Origin of the sequence: Streptomyces sp. NPDC008139, from assembly GCF_042957025.1 — a bacterium.
Lineage (GTDB): Bacteria > Actinomycetota > Actinomycetes > Streptomycetales > Streptomycetaceae > Actinacidiphila.
In genome coordinates, this window is record NZ_JBIBHM010000020.1 from 13,792 (window position 1) to 36,230 (window position 22,439).

Below are 22,439 nucleotides of genomic sequence, written 5' to 3' on the forward strand. Positions count from 1 at the left end.
CTCGGCTGAGTGGATTTCACACAAGGCTGTTGACCCTGAGGTCCGGCAGGGCGAACCGCCGGAAGCCGATGACGGCCGCACCGGACACATCGTCAGTGGCAACCCGCAGAACGCAAGACCGTCAGGCTATGAGCACAACGTGTCTCGGGTGAGCACGCCATTTGACCGCCAGAGGTGGTGCGGAAGGGCTGCGGGTTCCTCAATCGGTCTGGACAACAACAAAGCCCCAGGCTGCTGACCTGGGGCTCTTCTATGGGGCGGATGACGGGAATCGACCCCGCGCTCTGTTGGTGCGAATGTGGTGCGACCGCGCAGATCCGGGAGCCGTTGCCCGCCTCTGCGGGGCAACGGGCACCGCCCGAAATGCAGAGACGAGGCTGCCCGAGGTTCGAGCGTAGCCTCTACCGTCGGCCGCAACCCGCCTCCTTCTTCTACCGCGCCTCGTTCGCCAAGATCGGCTGTCAGAGCCGGGCGCCAAGGTCGGTCGGATGACGAGCTTCCGATCTGGCCTGACGCTCCATCACACGGTTGAGGAGGCACGCGAACTCACTGAAAACGCGCGAGTGCGGTACTGGGCATCATGAATGGGGAATCCCGCAGGATGCATGGCGAGGGCAAGCCACTGGTGAGAGTCGTGGACGAGATGCCGATCCGGTCGAGGCAATCTCCGCCACACCGGCCGCAGCCGGGGGCCGCCTGAGCCTGCCCGGAGGTGGTGCGGCGAACAGCACCACCAGCCAGCCGCCGGGTGTTCAGCGAGGCCATGTGGCGACGCCGAAAGCAATGGCGGCCCTTCTTGGTGCTGTCCTACGATTGCGTTCGCCGTCGGCCGCTCTCCCGCCCGGGACCGGGCGGCCGGTGGGGTTTTCGGGAGGGGATCTTGAAGATGAGAACGTCCTTTGGCGTGCCCGCGCGCGCCGCATTCCTGATTGCCGGGGCCACGGCCCTGGCAATCGCCGGAGGACCGCCCGCCGTCGCGGCGGGCGGATCGCCCATCACGCCCACGCACCTGTTCAATGACTTGCACGCCTGTTCCGCCCAGGCCGACGCCCCCGCCTTCGTTTCGGCCAGGGGCGGACTGGTACTGGAGGGCGTACCGGGCAATGCCGACAGCGGCAGCGGTCTGAAGCTCACCGCCCAGTACCGCTACTGGCCGGTGGCAGATCCCACGCAGACCAGCACGCTCACGGACACCTACGCCGTCGAGAACTCCGAGTCGCCGGTCAAGGTGCCTGAGAGCGACCTCACTGACGGGCAGACGTACGCTTGGCAGGCGCAGACGGTCATCGGCGACAGTGCGTCCGACTGGTCGGCGCCGTGCTACTTCACCGTCGACGACACCGCGCCCTCGGCGCCGTCGGTCACCTCGCCCAACTATCCACAGGGACAGTGGAACGACGGGGGTGATCCGGTCCGGTTCGTCTTCGACGCGACGAGTGCCGCCGACGTGCAGGGCTTTGAGTTCTCCTGGCAGCCGGATCTGCCCGTGATCGGGGTGGACATCGGTGACTACGGGATACCGCAGCCGAAAGATCCCTTCGACGACACCCGCTACTTCGCGCGCGCCGACACGCTCGGCGGTGCGACGACCGTGGACTTGGTGCCGCCGATGTCCGGGCCGGTGACGCTTTACGTCGCGAGCCTGGACCGAAGCCTCAACCGGTCGGCGATCTCGACGTACAGCTTTCTGCTGAACTCGCCCCCGCCCACTGTCACGCCGGTCAAGCAGCCCAAGTTCGGTCGGCCGGTGACCTTCGACCTGGCACCCGACCCCGGGCTCCAGGCCAAGAGCCCGATCACCGGCTACACCGTGACGACTTCCGGCGGAAGGACCGATCAGACCATACAGGTCAAGGCACACAAGGACGGCACTGCGCGGGTCCGGCTCACCCTCGACGGCATCTACGGCGAGAACCTCACCGTGAAAAGCACCAGTGCCAACGGCTGGGTGAGCAGCTATGCCTGGTATGGCATCAGTTTCGACACGAGTCCGACCGTCAGCTCCGACGTGTACGCCGAGAACGCCTCCTCGGGGGGTGTGGGCGTGCCCGGCACCTTCACCTTCGCACCGAAGGTCAAGGGTGTGGCGAAATACACCTACTCGGTCAATGGTGGCGACTCGGTGACGGTGAAGGCCGGCCGTGACCATGAGGCTCACGTCATGTGGACCCCGAGCGACAGCGGCTACACCAATATCGACGTCACCGCGACCACGAAGGACGGCATAGTTCTCGCGTCCTACGACTACGGGTTCACCGTGAACTGACTCGATCCGACCGCGGACAGCCCCAGGTTCTTGACCTGGGGCTGTCCGCGGAGTTGATGACAGGAATCGAATCGCCTGGAAGGCGTCGAGTCGCGCCGCGATCCGGCGCGGGGCTTGGGCCAGGCACTGATCACGGCGGTGCGGACTCTGCCGTAGATGCGGGCGGTTTCGGTGGAGGACGGCGCTGATCGCTACCTGGGCAGGGGGCACCGCGGGGCGAGGCCCCGCCCCTGGTGGGGGCGGGGCCTCTGGTGGCCTGGCGGGTCCGGTGCTCGGGGACGCGGGCGAAGGCGCTACTTCACGCGGACGTCTGGATGACCTGGCTGAGCTGAAGAACCGCGGCGTGCAGGATGTCCTGATCGCTTGCTGCGACGGGCTCAAGGGCCTGCCGGAGTCGATCACCAGCACCTGGCCGCTGGCGGACATGCAGCTGTGCGTGGTCCACATGGTCCGCGCCAGGCTGAAATACGCCTCGACCAAGCACTGGCAGGCCATCGCCAAGGAACTGCGTCAGGTCTACACCGCCGCCACCGCGGGCGCCGCCGAGGCCCGCTTCGCGGAGTTCGAAGCCGAGTGGGGCGCCAAGTATCCGGCCCTGGTGGCCGTTTGGCGGCGCAGTTGGGAGCACTTCGTGGTCTTCCTGCGGTTCCCGCCCGAGATCCGCAAGGTCGTCTACACCACCAACATGATCGAGTCCCTGAACTCCCGGTTCCGGCAGGCTACCCGGCGGCGAGGACACTTCCCCGACGAGAACGCCGCCCTCAAGGTCCTCTACCTGGTGATCCGCGACTGCCAGCCCAACCGGCCCAACGTCACCGGCCGCACCCGCAACTGGAAGGAAACTATCAACACCCTCGCCGGCCACTACGGCGACCGCATCACCGACCAGTAATCACAACACCGGGCATACACAAAGAAAATGACACACCCGGTTATCACACTGAAACTGGCGAGATGGCGGTTGCTTCATCCGGTCCGGACGTCATGGGCTGCGAAGCCACCTATTGTGCGGAAGGGAATGTAGTCCGCGCACTGGGCGGGGACTGGACGAAGGTGCGCCTCGGCATCGCCTATACAACGAAGGCGGTGACAGGGTCGGATCCAAGAGAATATGAGCCGGCTGCAAAGCTTGTCTGTAAAAAGTGTCAGCTTGATTATCCACCCAGCGCCTTCGGTCCGGGCGTCGAGGGCGAGCCGGGCGGAGTATGGTGATGTGGTCTTGAATAAATGGTGAAGCAGACGGGCAAGCAAGTCGATTACTCCAGTACGGCTTGATCTCATCCTAGTTCGAGGAGTTGAATTAATTGAGTCTTGCGCGAAGGGAACTAGGTCGGCAGGACTTGGATGCGGTGGAGTGCGGTTGCGGAGAGTCGGCGAGACATCTGATCGGGTTGCTGGAATCCGCAATCGACGGGAACCCGGGTGTGCTGCGCGCTTTGGATGGGCATGTGTTCATTCAGTCGATCCTGATGCCTCCTGCGCCTGCGGTGTGCACGGTCGTCATGGCGATGTTCGCCGACGGGCTGCCGCCAGCTCAGGTAGAGGGAGCCACCTGGGCTGTTCTCGGGTTTGCTGCCGGAGAGGAGGATGGTGATTCGATCGAGTCGGGCTACTATTGGCGCTGCTTTGAGATTATTCGCGATGGCCTTTTGTTGCTGTATAAGGAGTATTTGAGGGAGCACAGTTACGAAACCGGTGGGTATCTCGATGACATCCTTGAGATTGTAGAGTGGGACGCCTCGCGTCTTGCGCACTATCGAAGGCGTGCTTGAATATCTACGATCGGTCGTCCTTGGCGACACGTGCCCCGAATCGGCCTTGACAAAAAATAGGCCCCAGGCGGCTTGCCTGGGGCCTATCAATGGAGCGGATGACGGGAATCGAACCCGCGCTCTGAGCTTGGGAAGCTCATGTTCTACCATTAAACTACATCCGCGTGAAGGCCCTGGTGGGGGTGGCTTCGTGGGGGAGTCTACCGCATGTGGGGGGTGGGGTGGGGCGTAGGTTGGGGGCGGAGTGGTGAGTGGGTGCGCGGTGGGTTGATCCCCTAATGTGTGGGTTTGTCGTCCACGCCGGTTGGTTGGGGAAGGGACTTGATGGAGCGCACCGTTGTTCGTTGTGCCGAGGGGCATGTGTTCAGCACAGCTTCGTTCCCGATGCAGCATTTGGGGGCCGAGCGGTTGGGGCCCGGGCGGTTGTTGAGGTGTCCCAAGTGCGCGCGGCTGAGGCACGCGGTGCCGGTGGCCGGGGGCGGGGAGAAGCGGTAGTCGGGGGCCGGTGAGGTGGCGGCTCCGGGCCGGAGGATTGGGTCGGGGCCGCTCCGGACGCGTAACCTTCGGGGCGTGCTTCTCTCTGACAAGGACATTCGAGCCGAAATCGACAACGGACGCGTGCGCGTGGATCCGTTCGAGCCGTCGATGGTGCAGCCGTCGAGTATTGATGTGCGGCTGGACCGGTTCTTCCGGGTGTTCGAGAACCACCGGTATCCGCACATCGACCCGGCGGTGGAACAGCCGGATCTGACGCGGCTGGTGGAGCCGGAGGGTGACGAGCCGTTCATCCTGCATCCGGGAGAATTCGTGCTCGGGTCGACGTACGAGGTCATCTCGTTGCCCGACGACATGGCGTCGCGGCTGGAGGGGAAGTCGAGTCTGGGGCGGCTGGGGCTGCTGACGCACTCGACGGCGGGGTTCATCGACCCCGGTTTCTCCGGGCATGTGACGCTGGAGCTGTCGAATGTCGCGACGCTCCCGATCAAGCTCTGGCCCGGAATGAAGATCGGGCAGCTCTGCCTCTTCCGGTTGACCTCGCCCGCCGAATTCCCTTACGGATCGCAGCAGTACGGCTCCCGTTACCAGGGGCAGCGCGGGCCGACGCCTTCACGGTCCTTCATGAACTTCCACCGCACCAAGGTCTGAGACCCCGGGGCGGGTCAGATCAGCGGCAGCTTGAACAGGCAGAGCAGCGCGATCAGTTGGATCGACGCCGCCCCGAGCGCCTTCGGCCACGGCAGGTCGTGCGATTTGCTGACCATCGAGGTGAGCAGCGCCGCGCAGCCCAGCCAGGTGAGCCAGCCCAGGAGTTGGACGAAGCTGTTGGCGCCGCCGAGGAAGAGCGCGAAGAAGAGACGCGGGGCGTCGGTGAGCGTCGTGATCAGGAGCGAGAGCCCGATCGTCGGCGCCCAGGCGCCGTCGCCGCCGAACTGCCGCGCGAGGGTGTTGGTGACCGCGCCGAGCGTGACCGCGCAGATGACGACGGCGACGGCCGTGGTGAGCACCCACGGGATGCTGGTGGTGAGCGTCGCGTCCAGGACGTCGCTGCGGGCGGCGTCGAAGCCGAAGACGGCGAGCAGCCCGTAGAGGAAGGTCACGGTCAGGGCCGGGCCCCAGACCGTGTGGTCGCGCATCTGCCAGAAGGTACGGCCGGGGCGCAACACGACGCCGCTCAGCAACTGCTTCCAGTGCAGCCGCGGACCGACCGGCGGCGTGGCGGACTGACCCGCGCGGTACGTCGCCACGTTGTCGCCCGAGTACGGGGGCTGGGTGTACGGGGCCTGTGCGTGCGAAGGCTGCGTGTGCGGCTGCTGCCCGGCGTACGGATCGACGTACGGCTCCTGGCCCGCGAACCCGGCGCCCAGCGTGAACGCCTTCGTCTGGCCGGGCGACTCGTCGTACCCGCCGGGCTGCCCCGCCGCGGGCGCGTAGTACTCCGGCTCGCCGGGAGGCGTTCCGTACGAGCCCTGCCCGTAACCCGAGCCCTGCCCGTGACCCGAGCCCTGCCCGTAACCGGCACCCTGCCCGTGATCGGCGCCGCCTCCGTAACCCGCGCCGTGTCCCTGAGCCGCGCCCTGCCCGTGACCCGCGCCGTATCCCGGCCCCTGGCCGGGACGGCCGCCCCGGCCACCGCCCTCACCGTGTCGATTCCTGAATCCAGCCACGTCATCGAACGTACCCGGTAAGCCGCCGCACCGCTCCTGTCGTCCGGTCCGCCGCCGCCCATTGCTGCCAACCTGTGACACGCGGCGGCGAACCCGTCGACGGACCCCGGGGCAAACCCCTAGGGGAACCCGTAAGGGCTGGTGAGGCCCCGGATCAGGCCGTCCCGGCCGGCGCTTCCTCGCTCAGCTCGGCCGCGTCCGCCGGCGCCTTCACCGACTGGAGGAGAAGCTGCGAGACGTCCACGACCTGGAGGGCCTCCTTCGCCTGGCCGTCGTTCTTCTTGCCGTTGACGGAGTCGGAGAGCATGACCAGGCAGAACGGGCACGCGGTGGAGATGATGTCCGGGTTGAGGGAAAGCGCCTCGTCGACGCGCTCGTTGTTGACGCGCTTGCCGATCCGCTCCTCCATCCACATCCGGGCGCCGCCCGCGCCGCAGCAGAAGCCGCGCTCCTTGTGGCGGTGCATCTCCTCGTTCCGCAGACCGGGCACGGACGCGATGATCTCGCGCGGCGGTGTGTAGACCTTGTTGTGCCGCCCGAGGTAGCAGGGGTCGTGGTACGTGATCAGGCCCTCGACCGGCGTGACCGGCACCAGCTTGCCCTCGTCCACGAGGTGCTGGAGGAGCTGGGTGTGGTGGACGACCTCGTACTCGCCGCCGAGCTGCGGATACTCGTTGGCGATGGTGTTGAAGCAGTGCGGGCAGGTGGCGACGATCTTCTTCGAGGCGCGCGGCTTGCGGGTCGAGGGGTCCACCACGCCGTCCTCGTCGAGGGACTCGCCGAAGGCCATGTTGAGCATGGCCACGTTCTCCTGGCCGAGCTGCTGGAAGAGGAATTCGTTGCCCAGGCGGCGGGCGGAGTCACCGGTGCAGTTCTCGTCGCCGCCCATGATCGCGAACTTGACGCCCGCGATGTGCAGGAGCTCGGCGAAAGCCTTGGTGGTCTTCTTCGCGCGGTCCTCCAGGGAGCCCGCGCAGCCGACCCAGTACAGGTACTCGACCTCGGTCAGGTCCTCGATGTCCTCGCCGACGACCGGCACCTCGAAGTCGACTTCCTTGACCCAGGCCAGGCGCTGCTTCTTCGGCAGGCCCCACGGGTTGCCCTTCTTTTCCAGGTTCTTGAGCATCGTGCCCGCCTCGCTCGGGAACGACGACTCGATCATCACCTGGTAGCGGCGCATGTCCACGATGTGGTCGATGTGCTCGATGTCGACCGGGCACTGCTCGACGCAGGCGCCGCAGGTGGTGCAGGACCACAGCACGTCGGGGTCGATGACCCCGTTCTCCTCAGCCGTGCCGATCAGCGGGCGCTCGGCCTCGGCGAGCGCGGCGGCGGGGACGCCCGCGAGCTGCTCGGGCGTACCGGTCTCCTCGCCCTCGGCGTTCTTGCCGCCGCCGGCCAGCAGATACGGCGCCTTGGCGTGCGCGTGGTCGCGCAGCGACATGATCAGCAGCTTGGGGGAGAGCGGCTTGCCGGTGTTCCAGGCGGGGCACTGCGACTGGCAGCGCCCGCACTCGGTGCAGGTGGAGAAGTCGAGGATGCCCTTCCAGGAGAAGTGCTCGATCTGGGAGACGCCGAACTGGTCGTCCTCGCCCGGGTCCTCGAAGTCGATGGGCTTGCCCGCGGAGACCATCGGCTGGAGCGCGCCGAGCGCGACCGGACCGTCCGCGTTCCGCTTGAACCAGATGTTGGGGAAGGCCAGGAAACGGTGCCAGGCCACGCTCATGTTGGTGTGCAGGCCGAGCACGATCGCCCAGATCATCGTGACGCCCAGCTTGACCATGGCGACGGCGTAGACCGTGTTCTGGAGGCTGCCGGTGCTCATCTTCCGGAAGGCGGCGACCAGCGGGTACGAGACGAAGTACGCGGCCTCGTAGTGGTCGACGCCGTGCAGGGCGCCCTCCAGGCCGCGCAGCGTCAGGATCGCCAGGCCGATGATCAGGACGACGTACTCCACGAAGTACGCCTGCCAGGCCGTCGAACCGGTGAAGCGGGACTTGCGGCCGGCGCGCGAGGGCAGATTCAGCAGCCGGATCACGATCAGGGTGAGGATGCCGAGGGTGGTGAGCGCCGCGATGAACTCGGTGTACACCTCGTACGGCAGCCAGGTGCCGATCCACGGCAGGATCCAGTCGGCCTTGAAGAGCTGGCCGTACGCGTTGACGATCGTCAGGCCGAGGGTGAGGAAGCCGACCGCCACGAACCAGTGCGCGACGCCGACGACGCCCCACTTGTTCATCCGGGTGTGGCCGACGAATTCCCTGGCCAGGGTCGTGGACCTGGCCACCCAGTCGTTCGTGCGGGAGCCCGCGGGCACGGGCTGGCCGAGCGTGACGAACCGGAAGATCTGCGCGACGGCGAGGCTGATCAGGGCGACGCCGACCGCGGTGAGGACCAGCGACACGATGATCGCGGCGAGTTGCATGTGGGCTCCTCGGGCCTGCGCGGCGGTTCAGTAGGAGGGGGCCGTGGGTTCAGGGTCGGGCTGGAAAGCTTCGTGCTGGCAAGGTCTCGTGCTGGCAAGGTCTCGTGCTGGCAAGGTCGTACGGCAACGCTTGTGCGGGGTCGTACGGGTCGTACGGGTCGGACGGGTCGTACGAGCAAGGTCGTACTAAGCGGTAACTTAATCCGGTCTCCGCTGAGATTACCCGCGATCCGCGGGCGCATACAGCCGTGCAACTCGTGATCTGTGTCGCGGTACGCCCTGTCGCGCCCTGCCGCGACCGGCTCAGAGCCGCTCCACGCTCTCACCCCGGCACCGGTTCCGCGTGTCGAAGACGTACGTCGCCGCCCGCGCGACCATCGTGTAGTCGAAGACGTCGTGGTCGGTCGCGACGACCACCACGTCCGCCGCCGCGGCCTCCTCCTCGGTCAGTTCCACGCACAGCAGATCGGCGGGCAGCCGGGCCGGGTCCGCGTACGGCTCGACCGCGCGCACCTGGGCGCCGAGCGCCGTCAGCCCGGCCGCGATGGCGAGCGCGGGCGATTCGCGAAGGTCGCCGCTGTCGCGTTTGTAAGCGAGACCCAGCAGAAGGACGCGGCTTCCGTCGACCGGCCGCTGCCTGGCGTCGAGGCCCGCCGCGATCCTGTCCACCACCTGGGTGGGCATCAGCCCGTTGATCTCCTCGGCGAGCGCCGCGAAACGCAGCAGACCGCGGGGGACCGGCAGCCGGTGACCGCCGACGCCGGGGCCGGGGTGGAAGGGCAGGAAGCCGTACGGCTTGGTGGCCGCCGCGTCGATCGCCTCGCGGATGTCGGTGCCCATCGGCCCGGTGACGGTGGCCAGTTCATTGACCAGCGCGATGTTCACCTGGCGGAAGGCGTCCTCGATGAGCTTGGTCAGCTCGGCGGTGCGCGGCGACGAAACCGGCACCGTATTGCGCACGATTCGGGAGTAGAAGCCGTCGACGGCGAGGAGCGATCGTACGTTCACACCGGAGACGACCTTGGGGGTGTTCTCCAGCCCCCACCGGGGGTTGCCGGGGTCGGTGCGCCCGGGGCTGTAGCCCAGGTGGAAGGCGCTGCCCGCGGTCAGGCCGCTGATCTCCTCCAAGACCGGCCGCAGCAGCTCCTCGGTGGTGCCGGGGGCGGTCGTGGACTCCAGGACGACGGTGGCGCGCGGGCGCAGGTGCGGGGCCACGGCCCGGCCCGCGTCCACGATCGCGCCGCGGTCGGGGACGCCGTCGTGGACCGGTACGGGGACGGTGATCACGCAGACGTCGAAGTCGTGTGCGTCGGCGTAGTCCGTACTGGCCCGGTAGCGGCCGGAGGCGAGGGCCTCGGCCAACCGCTCCGCGGGGACGTCGCCGACGCAGGAGTCCCCGGCCGTCAGCCGTTTGACCCGCTGTTCGTCGATGTCGATCCCGGTGACCGTGAAACCGGCCTCCGCCGCCCGCAGTGCCAGCGGCAGCCCGACATGGCCCTGGCCTACGACGACGACGTGCCGGCTCTCTTCGGTGGGTTCCATGACGCTTAAATTAGCCCTAATCGTGACAAGTATGGCAAAGGCGACATTAAGTTCATCGGATGTCGGGCCACCGCGCGAGCGGGCCATGACGAACGAGGCGCCACGATCACGCGGGAGGAGGCGGACATGCGGGCCGTGCTGCGCTGGGTCGCGATCGGCGCCGGGCTCCTCCTTGTGGTGACGGCGGGTCTGGGCTGGGCGTCCTACCGGAAGTTCAGCGGCAATATCCACACCGACCGGGCCGCGGAGAAGGTGCTCGCCCGGTACGCGAAGGAGCGGCCCCGCGCGCTGGTGCCGCAAGCGCGCAACATCCTGATGCTGGGCTCCGAAAGCGGCCAGAGCGGCCGGGGCGGCCGGGGCGTGCAGGGCGTGCAGGGCGTGCATGGCGGCCAGGGCGCCGCGGGCGGCCCGGGCTCCGGCGTGTCCCCGGGTGAGGATACCTCCGACGCCGCCGTCCTGCTGCACCTGTCCGCCGACCGCCGCCACGCCGCCGCCGTCGGCGTACCGCGCGCCCTGAAGGTCGGCGTGCCGAGCTGTCCCCGCCCGGACGGCGGTACGAGCCCCGCCGCGTACGAACCCTTCGGCCGCGCCTTCAGCGGCGGCGGGGCGGCCTGCTCGATCCGCGCCTTCGAACGGCTCAGCGGCATCCGCGTCGACCACCACATGGTGGTGGACCTCGCCGGGTTCGACCGGATCGAGGCCGCGGTCGGCGCCCACACCGGTGAGCGCCGCCGCGAGCTGCTGCGTACGCTGACCCGTGAGGCGCGCGGCGCGGACACGCTGCACCATCCGGCCCGGTTCTTCGGCCTGGTCGACACGGCCACGTCGTCCATCACGGCCGATCCCGGACTCAGTACGCTGCCCGCGCTGTACGAGCTGGCGGGAAGCCTGCGCAAGGTGCCGGACGGCGCCCTCGCCTTCCGTACGCTGTCGGCCCGGCCGGCCGAGTCCGGTCCGCTGCTGGCGGCGCTGCGCGCGGACCGCCCGGTGCCGCCATCTCCAAGCCACTGACGCAGCACCTCGCCGCACCCCGTCCGACCTGCGAGAACACCCGCCCTGCGCACATAAAGCAGAGGTAAGTTGAGCGTGGTCGACTCATGTCTGTTGACAGAAGATCCTGGATCGTGCAGTCTTGAGTCAGTTCCACTCAAGTCAGCAGGAGGATTTCACCATGGCACGTGCGGTCGGCATCGACCTGGGCACGACTAATTCCGTCGTCAGCGTTCTCGAAGGCGGCGAGCCCACCGTCATCACCAACGCAGAGGGCGCCAGGACCACGCCGTCCGTCGTCGCCTTCGCCAAGAACGGCGAGGTGCTCGTCGGCGAGGTCGCCAAGCGCCAGGCTGTCACCAACGTCGACAGGACCGTCCGGTCGGTCAAGCGCCACATGGGCACCGACTGGAAGATCAACCTGGACGGCAAGGACTTCAACCCGCAGCAGATGAGCGCCTTCATCCTGCAGAAGCTCAAGCGGGACGCGGAGTCGTACCTGGGCGAGAAGGTCACCGACGCGGTGATCACCGTCCCCGCGTACTTCAACGACTCCGAGCGCCAGGCCACCAAGGAGGCCGGTGAGATCGCGGGCCTCAACGTGCTGCGCATCGTCAACGAGCCGACCGCCGCCGCCCTGGCCTACGGCCTCGACAAGGACGACCAGACCATCCTGGTCTTCGACCTCGGTGGCGGCACCTTCGACGTCTCGCTGCTGGAGATCGGCGACGGCGTCGTCGAGGTGAAGGCCACCAACGGCGACAACCACCTCGGTGGTGACGACTGGGACCAGCGCGTCGTCGACTACCTGGTGAAGCAGTTCCAGTCCGGCCACGGCGTGGACCTGGGCAAGGACAAGATGGCCCTCCAGCGCCTGCGCGAGGCGGCGGAGAAGGCGAAGATCGAGCTGTCCTCGTCCACCGAGACCTCGATCAACCTGCCGTACATCACGGCGTCCGCCGAGGGCCCGCTGCACCTGGACGAGAAGCTCACCCGCGCCCAGTTCCAGCAGCTCACCACCGACCTGCTGGAGCGCTGCAAGACGCCGTTCCACAACGTCATCAAGGACGCCGGGATCCAGCTCTCGGAGATCGACCACGTCGTCCTGGTCGGCGGCTCGACGCGTATGCCCGCCGTCGCGGAGCTGGTGCGCGAGCTGACCGGCGGCAAGGACGCCAACAAGGGCGTCAACCCGGACGAGGTCGTCGCCATCGGCGCGTCCCTCCAGGCCGGTGTGCTCAAGGGCGAGGTCAAGGACGTCCTGCTGCTCGACGTCACCCCGCTGTCCCTCGGTATCGAGACCAAGGGCGGCATCATGACCAAGCTGATCGAGCGCAACACGACCATCCCGACCAAGCGCTCCGAGATCTTCACCACGGCCGAGGACAACCAGCCGTCGGTCCAGATCCAGGTCTACCAGGGCGAGCGCGAGATCGCGGCGTACAACAAGAAGCTCGGCATGTTCGAGCTGACCGGCCTGCCGCCCGCCCCCCGCGGGATGCCGCAGATCGAGGTCACCTTCGACATCGACGCCAACGGCATCATGCACGTCGGCGCGAAGGACCTCGGCACCGGCAAGGAGCAGCGGATGACCGTCACCGGCGGCTCCTCGCTGCCCAAGGACGAGGTCGACCGCATGCGCCAGGAGGCCGAGCAGTACGCGGACGAGGACCACAAGCGCCGCGAGTCCGCCGAGACCCGCAACCAGGGTGAGCAGCTCGTCTACCAGACCGAGAAGTTCATCGCGGACAACAAGGACAAGCTCCCCGAGGACGTCAGGTCCGAGGTCGAGACCGCGGTCGCGGACCTCAAGGAGAAGCTGAAGAACGAGTCGACGGACGACGGCAACACCGCCGCGATCCGCGAGGCCACCGAGAAGGTCGCGGCCACCAGCCAGAAGCTGGGCCAGGCGCTGTACGCGCAGACCGACGGCGCCTCCGGCAGCGCGACCGCCGACGCCCCCTCCGACGGTCAGGCCGACGCCGCCGCGGACGACGACGTGGTCGACGCCGAGATCGTCGACGACGAGAACGCCAACAAGAGGGACGGTGCCGCGTGACGGAGGAGCCGAAGGGCTTCGAGTCGGAGCCCGACGTCCCTTCAGAGGCCGGCGAGGAGCAGCCGGACGCCGCCGCGAAGGCCGCCGGGTCCGCCGATGAGGCGGGCCCGGCGGCCCCGGCCCCGGACGGGGACGCGAAGGAGCTGACGGCCCTGCGGGCGCAGCTGGACCAGGTGCGCACCGCGCTCAACGAGCGCACCGCGGACCTCCAGCGGCTCCAGGCCGAGTATCAGAACTACCGCCGCAGGGTGGAGCGGGACCGGGTCGCCGTCAAGGAGGTCGCGGTCGCCAATCTGCTCACCGAACTGCTCCCGGTGCTCGACGACATCGGCCGGGCGCGGGAACACGGCGAGCTGGTCGGCGGCTTCAAGTCGGTCGCCGAGTCGCTGGAGACGGTGGCGGCGAAGCTGGGGCTGCAACAGTTCGGCAAGGAGGGCGAGCCCTTCGACCCGCTGGTGCACGAGGCCCTGATGCACAGCTATTCGCCGGATGTCACGCAGACCACATGCGTGCAGATCCTCCAGCCCGGGTACCGCATCGGGGAGCGCAATCTGCGGCCCGCCAGGGTCGCGGTCGCCGAACCGCAGCCGGGCAGCCACGGCAAGGACGAGTCGGCGGCGGAGCAGAAGGCCGACGAAGAGGAGACCGGTGGCCCGGACGAGGGCTGACGGCGTAGAAGGAAGTGGGCGTAGGAGTGTGCCGGTCACCGGCGGCGCGCCTGGAAGTGGTGGAGAGGAGGGACGTCGGGGATGAGCGTCAGTAGGGACCTGTTGGAGAAGGACCTGTACAAGGTCCTCGGCGTGCCCAAGGACGCCACGGACGCCGAGATCAAGAAGGCGTACCGGAAGCTCGCCCGCGAGTTCCACCCGGACGCCAACAAGGGCGACGCGAAGGCCGAGGAGCGCTTCAAGGAGATCTCCGAGGCCAACGACGTGCTGTCGGACGCCAAGCGTCGCAAGGAGTACGACGAGGGCCGCGCGCTGTTCGGGAACGGCGGCTTCCGCCCCGGTCCCGGCGCGGGCGGCACCGGCGGCTTCAACTTCGACCTCGGCGACCTGTTCGGCGGCACGGGCGGCCAGCCCGGCGGGCAGACCACCGGCGGGCAGGGCGGCGGCTTCGGCGGCGGCCTGGGCGACGTCTTCGGCGGTCTGTTCAACCGGGGCGGCGCGGGCACGCGGGTGCAGCCGCGCCGCGGCCAGGACATCGAGTCCGAGGTGACGCTCAGCTTCACCGAGGCGGTCGACGGGGCCACGGTCCCGCTGCGGATGTCCTCGCAGGCGCCCTGCAAGGCGTGCTCCGGCACCGGCGACAAGAACGGCACGCCCCGGGTGTGCCCGACCTGCGTCGGCACCGGGCAGGTCTCGCGCGGCGGCGGTGGCGGCTTCTCGCTCACCGACCCGTGCGTGGACTGCAAGGGCCGCGGCCTGATCGCCGAGACCCCTTGCGACGTCTGCAAGGGCAGTGGGCGGGCCCGTTCCTCGCGCACCATGCAGGTCCGTATCCCGGCCGGTGTCACCGACGGGCAGCGGATCCGGCTGCGCGGCAAGGGCGCGCCCGGCGAGCGCGGCGGCCCCGGCGGCGACCTGTACGTGGTCGTGCACGTCGGAGCGCACCCGGTCTTCGGGCGCCGCGAGTCCAATCTCACGGTCACCGTGCCGGTGACCTTCGCCGAGGCGGCGCTCGGCGGCGAGATCAAGGTGCCCACCCTGGGCGGCCCGCCGGTCACCCTCAAGCTTCCGGCCGGTACGCCGAACGGCCGTACGCTGCGCGCCCGCGGCAAGGGCGCCATGCGCAAGGACGGTTCACGGGGCGATCTGCTCGTCACCATCGAGGTGGCGGTGCCGGAGAAGACCGAGGGCAAGGCGCTGGACGCGCTGGAGTCCTACCGGGAAGCGACCGCGGGGCACGACCCGCGGGCGGAGCTGTTCAAGGCCGCAAAGGGAGCGTGACCTGAATGAGCGTCGACGGAAGCGGTATGAGAGGCCCGCGCGGCCGTAATCCTTACCAACTGACCGAGGAGTCCCCGGTCTACGTCATCTCGGTGGCGGCCGAGCTGTCCGGGCTGCACCCGCAGACCCTGCGTCAGTACGACCGCCTCGGGCTGGTCTCGCCCGACCGTACCGCCGGGCGCGGCCGTCGCTACTCCACCCGTGACATCGAGCAGCTCCGCGAGGTGCAGCGGCTCTCGCAGGACGAGGGCATCAACCTCGCGGGCATCAAGCGGATCATCGAGCTGGAGAACCAGGTCGCCGCCCTCCAGGCGCGCGTGGCCGAGCTCTCCGCCGCCGTCGAGGGCGCCGCCGCCGTCATTCAGCAGCGCGAGGCCGCCGTGCACGCCTCGTACCGCCGCGACCTGGTTCCCTACCAGGACGTCCAGCACACCAGCGCGCTGGTGGTCTGGCGGCCCAAGCGCGACGGCTGACGCCCGCTCACCCGTACGGCCCATAGCTCCCTACGACGGACGGTCCGTCTCCCTCACGCGAGGGGGCGGACCGTCCGTCGTCGTGCGTCCGGTCGGCGGCGCCGGTCAGTGGAGCGCGGCCGGGACGACCTGGACCGAGTCGCCCACGGCGCGCTCGCCCGTCGCGTCCGAGGGGTTGTTGGCGAGGGTGCCGTCGACGGCGAAGGTGGTGGAGCCGCCGCCGTCGAGGTTGAGGGCCTGGACGGCGCCCAGGGAGCGCATGAAGGCGGCGGCCTCCATGAGCGTGAAGCCCTCGCTGCCGCCGCCGGTTCGGCGGCCGTCGACGGTGACCAGCAGCAGGCGCCCCCGGTCGTCGATCCCGGCCAGGGTGCGGGGCTGGCGGCCGTTGGCCCAGACGTAGCCGAAGGACAGGTCGAGCGGGTCGACGACGCCCTCGGCGGCGGCGTCCACGGCGATCCGGCCGTCCTGGACGAGGGTGGGGGCGGCGCTGACGACGCTGTCCTCGGGGCCGAGGGTGAGGACCTGGCCCGCGGTGTCCCGGATGGTCGTCCCGACCGATACGCGCTCACCCGTACGGGCGTACGTGGTCAGCCAGTCGGCGGCCGAGCCGATGCCCTGGAGCACCGAGCCGTCGGCGGGCACCCGGCCGCCGCGCGCGCCGACGGACACCACGTCGCCCTGGGCGTCGAGCACGGCCTGGACGCCGGTGCCGGTGGGCAGGGCGGCGCCGAAGGCGGGGGTGAACGCCACCAGGTCGTCCTTCTCGTAGCAGGTGACGTCCTGCCAGGGCAGCTCGCTCGGGGTGCCGCCGGGGCGCCCGCAGTCGCGGACCGTGCCGGGCAGCCGGTTGACGCCCTGCACGGCGAAGGACGAGCCGCCCGCGCGGGCGGTGGCCGTGCTGTTCAGGTCGGCGATACGGACGTGCCGCCCGCCGTCGGCGAGCACCAGGGCGGCGCGCGCGCCGGCCGACATCGACTCCAGCCGCCCGTCGTAGGCGCCGAGTCCCGACTGGGTGCCCTGGACGCCGCCGGCGTCGGTGATGACGAAGAAGCCGCCGTTGACGGCGACCAGGGAGCCCAGCTTCCTGGCGACCGACGACGGGGTCTCGCGGCGCGCGACGTCGCCGTCGTGGGTGCCCGCGACCGTGCCGCGGAACACGCGCGGGTCGACGGTCGCGATGTGGATGTTCTGCACGTCGGCGGGCTGGTCGGCGTCGTAGCCGGTCCACTCGACGGCGGTGAGGAAGCCCGCCGCGGTGACGGGCTGCGCGGCGGCCGTGGCGGCGGCCTGCGTGGCGTACCCGCCGATCCGTACCCGCAGTCCCATCGTGCCGTGCGGGGTGTCGCTGTAGGCGGGCCACTGGACGGTCTCGACGCGCGGCGCGAAGCCCGCCGCGCGCAGCCGCGCCGCCGTGTCGTCCGCCCACGCCCCGTCGCTCACTTCGAGCCCGGTCGGCGCGCCGGTCAGCCTGCTGGTGGCCGGCCGCTGGACGGTGACGGTCCAGGACGGCGCCGCGTCCGCGCGCCGGATCGTCCCGGTGCGGACCTGGAGGCCGGGCGCGAGGTCCCGCGTCGTCCACCGCGACGAGACGGGGTTGCGGTGGCCGGTGGCAGCCGAGGGGTCCGGCCCCTGACCGGGCACCGCGGCCTGGGCCGTCGAGTCGAGAGCGAGCGGTACGACGGCGGCGAGTACGGCGACGGCGGCCACGACGGTGCGGACGCGTACCCGCGCGGCACCCTTGGTGTGCTCCATGAAGACCCCTTCACGTACGACGGCTGACGGCTGCGGGCGGGCGGCTTCCGCGCCCGATGAGAGCCGTCCTACGCGAAGACCCCGCCTTGTGGGGGTGAGTTCCGGGCGAACAGCCGACGAATGCCGTCATCCGCCGTACGCCGTACGGGCGTTGTGGGTGTTACGCGTGATGTGGGCGTTACGCCGACGGCGTGCCGTGATACCCCCTCACGCGTTGCCCATCGCCCGGGTCAGGGCGATCTCGATCACGACGCGGTCCGGGTTGGGGGAGGGGGTGCGGCCGTAGCGCTCGGTGTAGCGGCGTACGGCCTCGGCGACGCGGTCCGGGTCGGCGGAGACGGTGGCCACGCCTTCGAGGGTGGCCCAGATCCGCCGCTCGACCTGGCAGACCGCGACCCGCGCGCCGCCGGGGCCCGCCGCCAGGACGTTCAGGGCCTTGGTGCTCCTGCCGTTGGCGATGACGCGGGCGAGCCCCGCCTCGGGGTCGTACGTGACGCCGACCGGGACGACGTGCGGGGAGCCGTCGGGGCGCGGGGTGGTGAGGGTGCACAGGTGCCGCTCGCGCCAGAAGGCGAGGTAACCGGGTGCGGGGGAGCGGGGATCGGATGCCATGGACGGGACGGTACGCGGAGGCGCGCGGGCGGGTGCGCAGGGGTCGGCCGCGGGCTCGTACGGGCCGGGCGCGGGCTCGTACGGGTCAGGTCAGGCGCACCGGGAGCGCGGCGGTGCTGTTGCCCACGAAGCCCGGCAGCGGCGGGAGTTCGGCGTCGGGGACGGCGAGGGTGAGGCCGGGGTGCGCGGCGTACAGGCTGCGCAGGGCGATCACCGCTTCGAGGCGGGCCAGCGGCGCGCCCAGGCAGTAGTGGCTGCCGTGGCCGAAGGCGAGGTGCCGGTTGGCGGGGCGGGTGATGTCGAAGCGGTCGGCGTCGGGGCCGTACTCGCGCGGGTCGCGTCCGGCGGCGGCGTATCCGGCGAGGACGGCTGTACCACGCGGCACAGAGGTGCCGTCAACCACCAGATCGGTGATCGGGTAGCGGAACGGGAAATTCGCCACCGGCCCGTCCCAGCGCAGCGTCTCCTCGACCACCGCGTCCCAGGACACCTCGCCCGCCAGCACGAGCGCGAGCTGGGCGGGGTGGCCGCACAGGGCGCGTACCGCGTTGACGATCAGATTGAGGGTCGTCTCGTGCCCGGCGACGATCATCAGCAGCAGGGTGCCGGTCAGCTCGGCGTCACTGAGGCGCCCGCCGGAGGCAGCGCGGGAGCCGTCGCGGGAGCCGCCCGAGCCGTCGCCGGAACCGTCACCGCTCTCCTCGCCGCGCGCCGCGATCAGCGCGCTCGTCAGGTCGTCGCCGGGCGCCGCGCGCCGCTCCGCGACGACCTGGCCGAGGATCGCGTACGTCTCGCGCTGTGCGGCCATCGCGTCGGCCGCGGAGCTGCTGGTGCTGACGATCAGGCGGCTGAGGGTGTGCAGCCGGTCCCGGTGGGCGGGGGCGATGCCCAGCAGCTCGCAGATCACGCCCATCGGCAGCGGATAGGCGTAGCCCTCGCGCAGGTCGACCACGCCGTCGGCGTCCGCGCGGCCGGGGAGCGCGGCCAGCAGGCCGGCGGCCTGCGCCTCGATCCGCGGCCGCATCGCGGCCACCCGGCGCGGGGTGAACGCCTTCGTGGCCAGGCCGCGCAGCCGCCTGTGGTCGTCGCCGTCCGCCGTCGTCATGCCGTTGACCAGCGCGAAGGCGTTGAGCTGCCACTGCTCGGGGACCTCGCCCCGCTGGAGGGCGGCGAAGTGCGCGGCGTTCTTGGCCACCTTGGGGTCGGCCAAGAAATCGCGCAGCTCCTGGTAACGAGAGACGATCATCCCGGGGACGCCGTCCGGCAGTGTCACGGGGCAGACGGCCCCCGCCTCGCGCAGTGCGGCGGCGTCCGCGTGCAGCGCGGCGCCGGTCGGATCCATGGAGTGCGCGTCGCTCATGGGAGTCCTCACGGACGGCGGGTATGGAGGAGTCAAGCGGGCATGCGGCCGTACGGACAAGCGGAGATGCGGCCAAAACGGCTGGAGCGGGCCCCAACTCCGCTGCCTCCCAGCGGAGTTGAAGCAGGCATTGTCGCACCGCCGCCGGGATTTATTCAACGTTCATACAAAAACACATCTGCTCGCCGCGGGGTCCGGCGCACGGACTCTCCGCCCCGTTCCCGACGTCTCCGTGTGACCGTTCCCGAAGTCGCCCCAAAGTCACCTTGAGTGGAATAGACTCAACTTGCCTTATGTTGCTCAAGGCAGGTTTACGCCGATCGCATCGGACACGTCGATCAAGAGGAGGAGCCGACGCCAGTGGACGCCGAGCTGACCAACAAGAGCCGGGAAGCGCTGAACGCCGCCAACACCCGGGCCGTCTCCGAGGGCAACCCGGACCTGACGCCCGCGCATCTGCTGCTCGCCCTGTTGAGCGGCACGGACAACGAGAACATCCTCGACCTGCTGGCCGCCACCGGCGCCGACCCCGATACGCTGCGGGCGGGCGCGGAGCGGCTGGTCGCGGCTCTGCCGAAGGTGCAGGGCTCCACCGTCGCGCCCCCGCAGGCCAACCGCGACCTGCTGGCCGTCATCGCGGACGCCTCGCAACGCGCCAAGGAGCTGGGCGACGCTTATTTGTCCACCGAGCACCTGCTGATCGGGACCGCCGTCAAGGGCGGACCTGCCGGTGAGCTGCTCGCCGCCCAGGGCGCCAAGGCCAAGAGCCTGCTCGACGCCTTCGAGACCGCCCGCGGAGGGCAGCGCGTGACCACCCAGGACCCCGAGGGCACGTACAAGGCCCTGGAGAAGTACGGCACCGACTTCACCGCCGCCGCCCGCGAGGGCAAGCTCGACCCGGTGATCGGCCGCGATCAGGAGATCCGCCGCGTCGTCCAGGTGCTGTCCCGCCGTACGAAGAACAATCCGGTGCTGATCGGCGAGCCCGGCGTCGGCAAGACCGCCGTCGTCGAGGGTCTGGCCCAGCGGATCGTCAAGGGCGACGTGCCCGAGTCGCTGCGCGACAAGCGGCTGGTCTCGCTCGACCTCGGCGCGATGGTCGCGGGCGCGAAGTACCGCGGCGAGTTCGAGGAACGGCTGAAGTCCGTCCTGGCCGAGATCAAGGACAGCGACGGCCAGGTCATCACCTTCATCGACGAGCTGCACACCGTCGTCGGCGCGGGCGCGGGCGGCGACTCCGCCATGGACGCGGGCAACATGCTCAAGCCGATGCTGGCCCGCGGTGAGCTGCGGATGGTCGGCGCGACGACGCTGGACGAGTACCGCGAGCGGATCGAGAAGGACCCGGCGCTGGAGCGCCGCTTCCAGCAGGTGCTGGTCGCCGAGCCGTCCGTCGAGGACACCGTCGCGATCCTGCGCGGCCTCAAGGGCCGCTACGAGGCGCACCACAAGGTGCAGATCGCCGACTCCGCGCTGGTCGCCGCCGCCACCCTCTCCGACCGCTACATCACCTCCCGCTTCCTGCCCGACAAGGCCATCGACCTGGTGGACGAGGCCGCGTCCCGGCTGCGCATGGAGATCGACTCCTCGCCCGTCGAGATCGACGAGCTCCAGCGGGCCGTGGACCGGCTGCGCATGGAGGAGATGGCGCTCAAGAACGAGACCGACCCCGGCTCCGTACAGCGGCTGGAGAAGCTCCGCAAGGACCTCGCCGACCGCGAGGAGGAGCTGCGCGGGCTCAATGCGCGCTGGGAGAAGGAGAAGCAGGGTCTCAACCGGGTCGGTGAGCTGAAGGAGCGGCTGGACGACATCGGTACGCGGATCGAACGCGCCCAGCGCGACGGCGACTTCGAGACCGCGTCCAAGCTGCTCTACGCCGAGAAGCCCAAGCTGGAGGCCGAGCTGGAGGAGGCCACCAGGGAGGAGGAAGAGGCCGCGGCCCAGGGTCCCTCGACGAACATGGTCAAGGAGGAGGTCGGCCCCGACGACATCGCCGATGTCGTCGCCGCCTGGACCGGCATCCCCGCGGGCCGCCTGCTGGAGGGCGAGACGCAGAAGCTGCTGCGCATGGAGGAGGAGCTGGGCAAGCGGCTGATCGGCCAGACCGAGGCCGTACGCGCCGTCTCCGACGCCGTACGCCGCTCGCGCTCCGGCATCGCCGACCCCGACCGCCCCACCGGCTCCTTCCTCTTCCTCGGCCCCACCGGCGTGGGCAAGACCGAGCTGGCCAAGGCGCTCGCGGACTTCCTCTTCGACGACGAGCGGGCCATGGTCCGGATCGACATGAGCGAGTACGGCGAGAAGCACTCCGTCGCCCGGCTGGTCGGCGCGCCTCCCGGCTACGTCGGGTACGAGGAGGGCGGCCAGCTCACCGAGGCGGTACGGCGCCGCCCGTACAGCGTCGTGCTGCTGGACGAGGTGGAGAAGGCGCACCCCGAGGTCTTCGACATCCTGCTCCAGGTGCTGGACGACGGGCGGCTGACCGACGGGCAGGGCCGTACGGTCGACTTCCGCAACGTCATCCTGATCCTCACCTCCAACCTGGGCAGCCACTACCTGGTCGACCCGGCGCTGGACCCGGCGCAGAAGAAGGAGCGGGTGCTGGAGACGGTCCGCGCGTCCTTCAAGCCGGAGTTCCTGAACCGGCTGGACGACACCGTGGTCTTCTCCGCGCTCGACCAGACCGAGCTGCGGCAGATCGCCCGGCTCCAGACCGACCGGCTCGCGGACCGGCTGCGCGACCGCCGCCTCACCCTCGAAGTCACCGACGGCGCCCTCGACTGGCTCGCCGAGGAGGGCAACGACCCGGCGTACGGCGCCCGGCCGCTGCGCCGCCTCGTGCAGACCGCGATCGGCGACCCGCTGGCCCGCGCGATCCTGTCGGGCGAGGTGATCGACGGGCAGAACGTACGGGTGGACCGGGCGGCCGACGGCCTGATCGTGGGGCCGACGACGGGGCCCGACCTCAGCAAATGAGGTGCCTGACGGGCAGGTGGTGACCCCCTCGACCGGCAGGCGGTGACGCCCTTCACCGGCGGGCCCCCGGCGGTACGCCCAACGCGTATCGCCGGGGG

16 protein-coding genes and 1 tRNA gene are annotated in these 22,439 nt (G+C 69.8%); 10 read left to right on the top strand and 7 right to left on the bottom strand.

The features are described 5' to 3' along the window. Nucleotides 1–799: 799 nt before the first annotated feature. The 3 genes from ACFZBB_RS32025 to ACFZBB_RS32035 all read left to right on the top strand — a co-directional run bounded on the left by ACFZBB_RS32025 (nucleotide 800) and on the right by ACFZBB_RS32035 (nucleotide 4,038). Nucleotides 800–2,266 carry a hypothetical protein gene (locus tag ACFZBB_RS32025; protein WP_391130069.1) on the top strand — a complete coding sequence of 489 codons (1,467 nt, stop codon included), beginning with the start codon at nucleotides 800–802 and terminating at the stop codon, nucleotides 2,264–2,266. 268 nt (nucleotides 2,267–2,534) lie between these two features. Continuing rightward, a complete protein-coding gene (locus ACFZBB_RS32030; protein ID WP_391129889.1) occupies nucleotides 2,535–3,158 on the top strand; it encodes a transposase in 624 nt (207 codons plus the stop codon). A gap of 448 nt (nucleotides 3,159–3,606) precedes the next feature. Continuing rightward, complete coding sequence (locus ACFZBB_RS32035; RefSeq protein WP_391129892.1) at nucleotides 3,607–4,038, top strand: hypothetical protein; 432 nt, start codon at nucleotides 3,607–3,609, stop codon at nucleotides 4,036–4,038. A gap of 90 nt (nucleotides 4,039–4,128) precedes the next feature. Here the strand turns inward: ACFZBB_RS32035 and ACFZBB_RS32040 are convergent. Further along, nucleotides 4,129–4,202 (bottom strand) — tRNA-Gly (locus ACFZBB_RS32040). A 406-nt stretch (nucleotides 4,203–4,608) separates the two neighbouring features. Here ACFZBB_RS32040 and dcd point away from each other — a divergent pair. Next, nucleotides 4,609–5,184 (top strand): dCTP deaminase, encoded by a 576-nt coding sequence (dcd, locus tag ACFZBB_RS32045; protein ID WP_355346279.1) that lies wholly within the window; start codon nucleotides 4,609–4,611, stop codon nucleotides 5,182–5,184. A 14-nt stretch (nucleotides 5,185–5,198) separates the two neighbouring features. Here the strand turns inward: dcd and ACFZBB_RS32050 are convergent, their stop codons facing one another. From ACFZBB_RS32050 to ACFZBB_RS32060, 3 genes are all read right to left on the bottom strand, one after another. Continuing rightward, complete coding sequence (locus ACFZBB_RS32050; protein ID WP_391129895.1) at nucleotides 5,199–6,203, bottom strand: YIP1 family protein; 1,005 nt, start codon at nucleotides 6,201–6,203, stop codon at nucleotides 5,199–5,201. Between the two features lie 154 nt (nucleotides 6,204–6,357). Continuing rightward, on the bottom strand, nucleotides 6,358–8,628 hold the full coding sequence (locus tag ACFZBB_RS32055) for a heterodisulfide reductase-related iron-sulfur binding cluster (protein WP_391129898.1): 2,271 nt from the start codon (nucleotides 8,626–8,628) through the stop codon (nucleotides 6,358–6,360). 303 nt (nucleotides 8,629–8,931) lie between these two features. After that, a complete protein-coding gene (locus tag ACFZBB_RS32060) occupies nucleotides 8,932–10,170 on the bottom strand; it encodes a nucleotide sugar dehydrogenase (protein WP_391129901.1) in 1,239 nt (412 codons plus the stop codon). Between the two features lie 126 nt (nucleotides 10,171–10,296). On the opposite strand from ACFZBB_RS32060, the gene ACFZBB_RS32065 reads away from it, so the two are divergent. The 5 genes from ACFZBB_RS32065 to ACFZBB_RS32085 all read left to right on the top strand — a co-directional run bounded on the left by ACFZBB_RS32065 (nucleotide 10,297) and on the right by ACFZBB_RS32085 (nucleotide 15,641). Then, nucleotides 10,297–11,181 carry an LCP family protein gene (locus ACFZBB_RS32065; protein ID WP_391129904.1) on the top strand — a complete coding sequence of 295 codons (885 nt, stop codon included), beginning with the start codon at nucleotides 10,297–10,299 and terminating at the stop codon, nucleotides 11,179–11,181. Between the two features lie 160 nt (nucleotides 11,182–11,341). Then, nucleotides 11,342–13,219, top strand: a complete 1,878-nt coding sequence (gene dnaK / locus ACFZBB_RS32070) for a molecular chaperone DnaK (RefSeq protein WP_355346264.1) — start codon at nucleotides 11,342–11,344, stop codon at nucleotides 13,217–13,219. Continuing rightward, on the top strand, nucleotides 13,216–13,887 hold the full coding sequence (gene grpE, locus ACFZBB_RS32075; RefSeq protein ID WP_391129907.1) for a nucleotide exchange factor GrpE: 672 nt from the start codon (nucleotides 13,216–13,218) through the stop codon (nucleotides 13,885–13,887). Before dnaK ends, grpE begins: the two co-directional genes overlap by 4 nt. Nucleotides 13,888–13,968: 81 nt before the next feature. After that, nucleotides 13,969–15,168 (top strand): molecular chaperone DnaJ, encoded by a 1,200-nt coding sequence (dnaJ, locus tag ACFZBB_RS32080; protein ID WP_391129909.1) that lies wholly within the window; start codon nucleotides 13,969–13,971, stop codon nucleotides 15,166–15,168. 5 nt (nucleotides 15,169–15,173) lie between these two features. Beyond that, entirely contained in the window at nucleotides 15,174–15,641 is a 468-nt protein-coding gene (locus ACFZBB_RS32085) for a heat shock protein transcriptional repressor HspR (protein WP_391041587.1), read from the top strand. A gap of 105 nt (nucleotides 15,642–15,746) precedes the next feature. On the opposite strand, the gene ACFZBB_RS32090 is transcribed toward ACFZBB_RS32085, so the two are convergent. The 3 genes from ACFZBB_RS32090 to ACFZBB_RS32100 all read right to left on the bottom strand — a co-directional run bounded on the left by ACFZBB_RS32090 (nucleotide 15,747) and on the right by ACFZBB_RS32100 (nucleotide 19,365). Beyond that, a complete protein-coding gene (locus ACFZBB_RS32090) occupies nucleotides 15,747–17,393 on the bottom strand; it encodes a phosphodiester glycosidase family protein (RefSeq protein WP_391129912.1) in 1,647 nt (548 codons plus the stop codon). Nucleotides 17,394–17,600: 207 nt separating this feature from the next. Continuing rightward, nucleotides 17,601–18,005 carry a TIGR03618 family F420-dependent PPOX class oxidoreductase gene (locus ACFZBB_RS32095; RefSeq protein WP_355346252.1) on the bottom strand — a complete coding sequence of 135 codons (405 nt, stop codon included), beginning with the start codon at nucleotides 18,003–18,005 and terminating at the stop codon, nucleotides 17,601–17,603. 85 nt (nucleotides 18,006–18,090) lie between these two features. After that, nucleotides 18,091–19,365 carry a cytochrome P450 gene (locus tag ACFZBB_RS32100; RefSeq protein ID WP_391129915.1) on the bottom strand — a complete coding sequence of 425 codons (1,275 nt, stop codon included), beginning with the start codon at nucleotides 19,363–19,365 and terminating at the stop codon, nucleotides 18,091–18,093. Nucleotides 19,366–19,725: 360 nt separating this feature from the next. Here ACFZBB_RS32100 and clpB point away from each other — a divergent pair, with 360 nt between their 5' ends. After that, on the top strand, nucleotides 19,726–22,341 hold the full coding sequence (clpB, locus tag ACFZBB_RS32105) for an ATP-dependent chaperone ClpB (RefSeq protein WP_391129918.1): 2,616 nt from the start codon (nucleotides 19,726–19,728) through the stop codon (nucleotides 22,339–22,341). Nucleotides 22,342–22,439 lie beyond the last annotated feature (98 nt).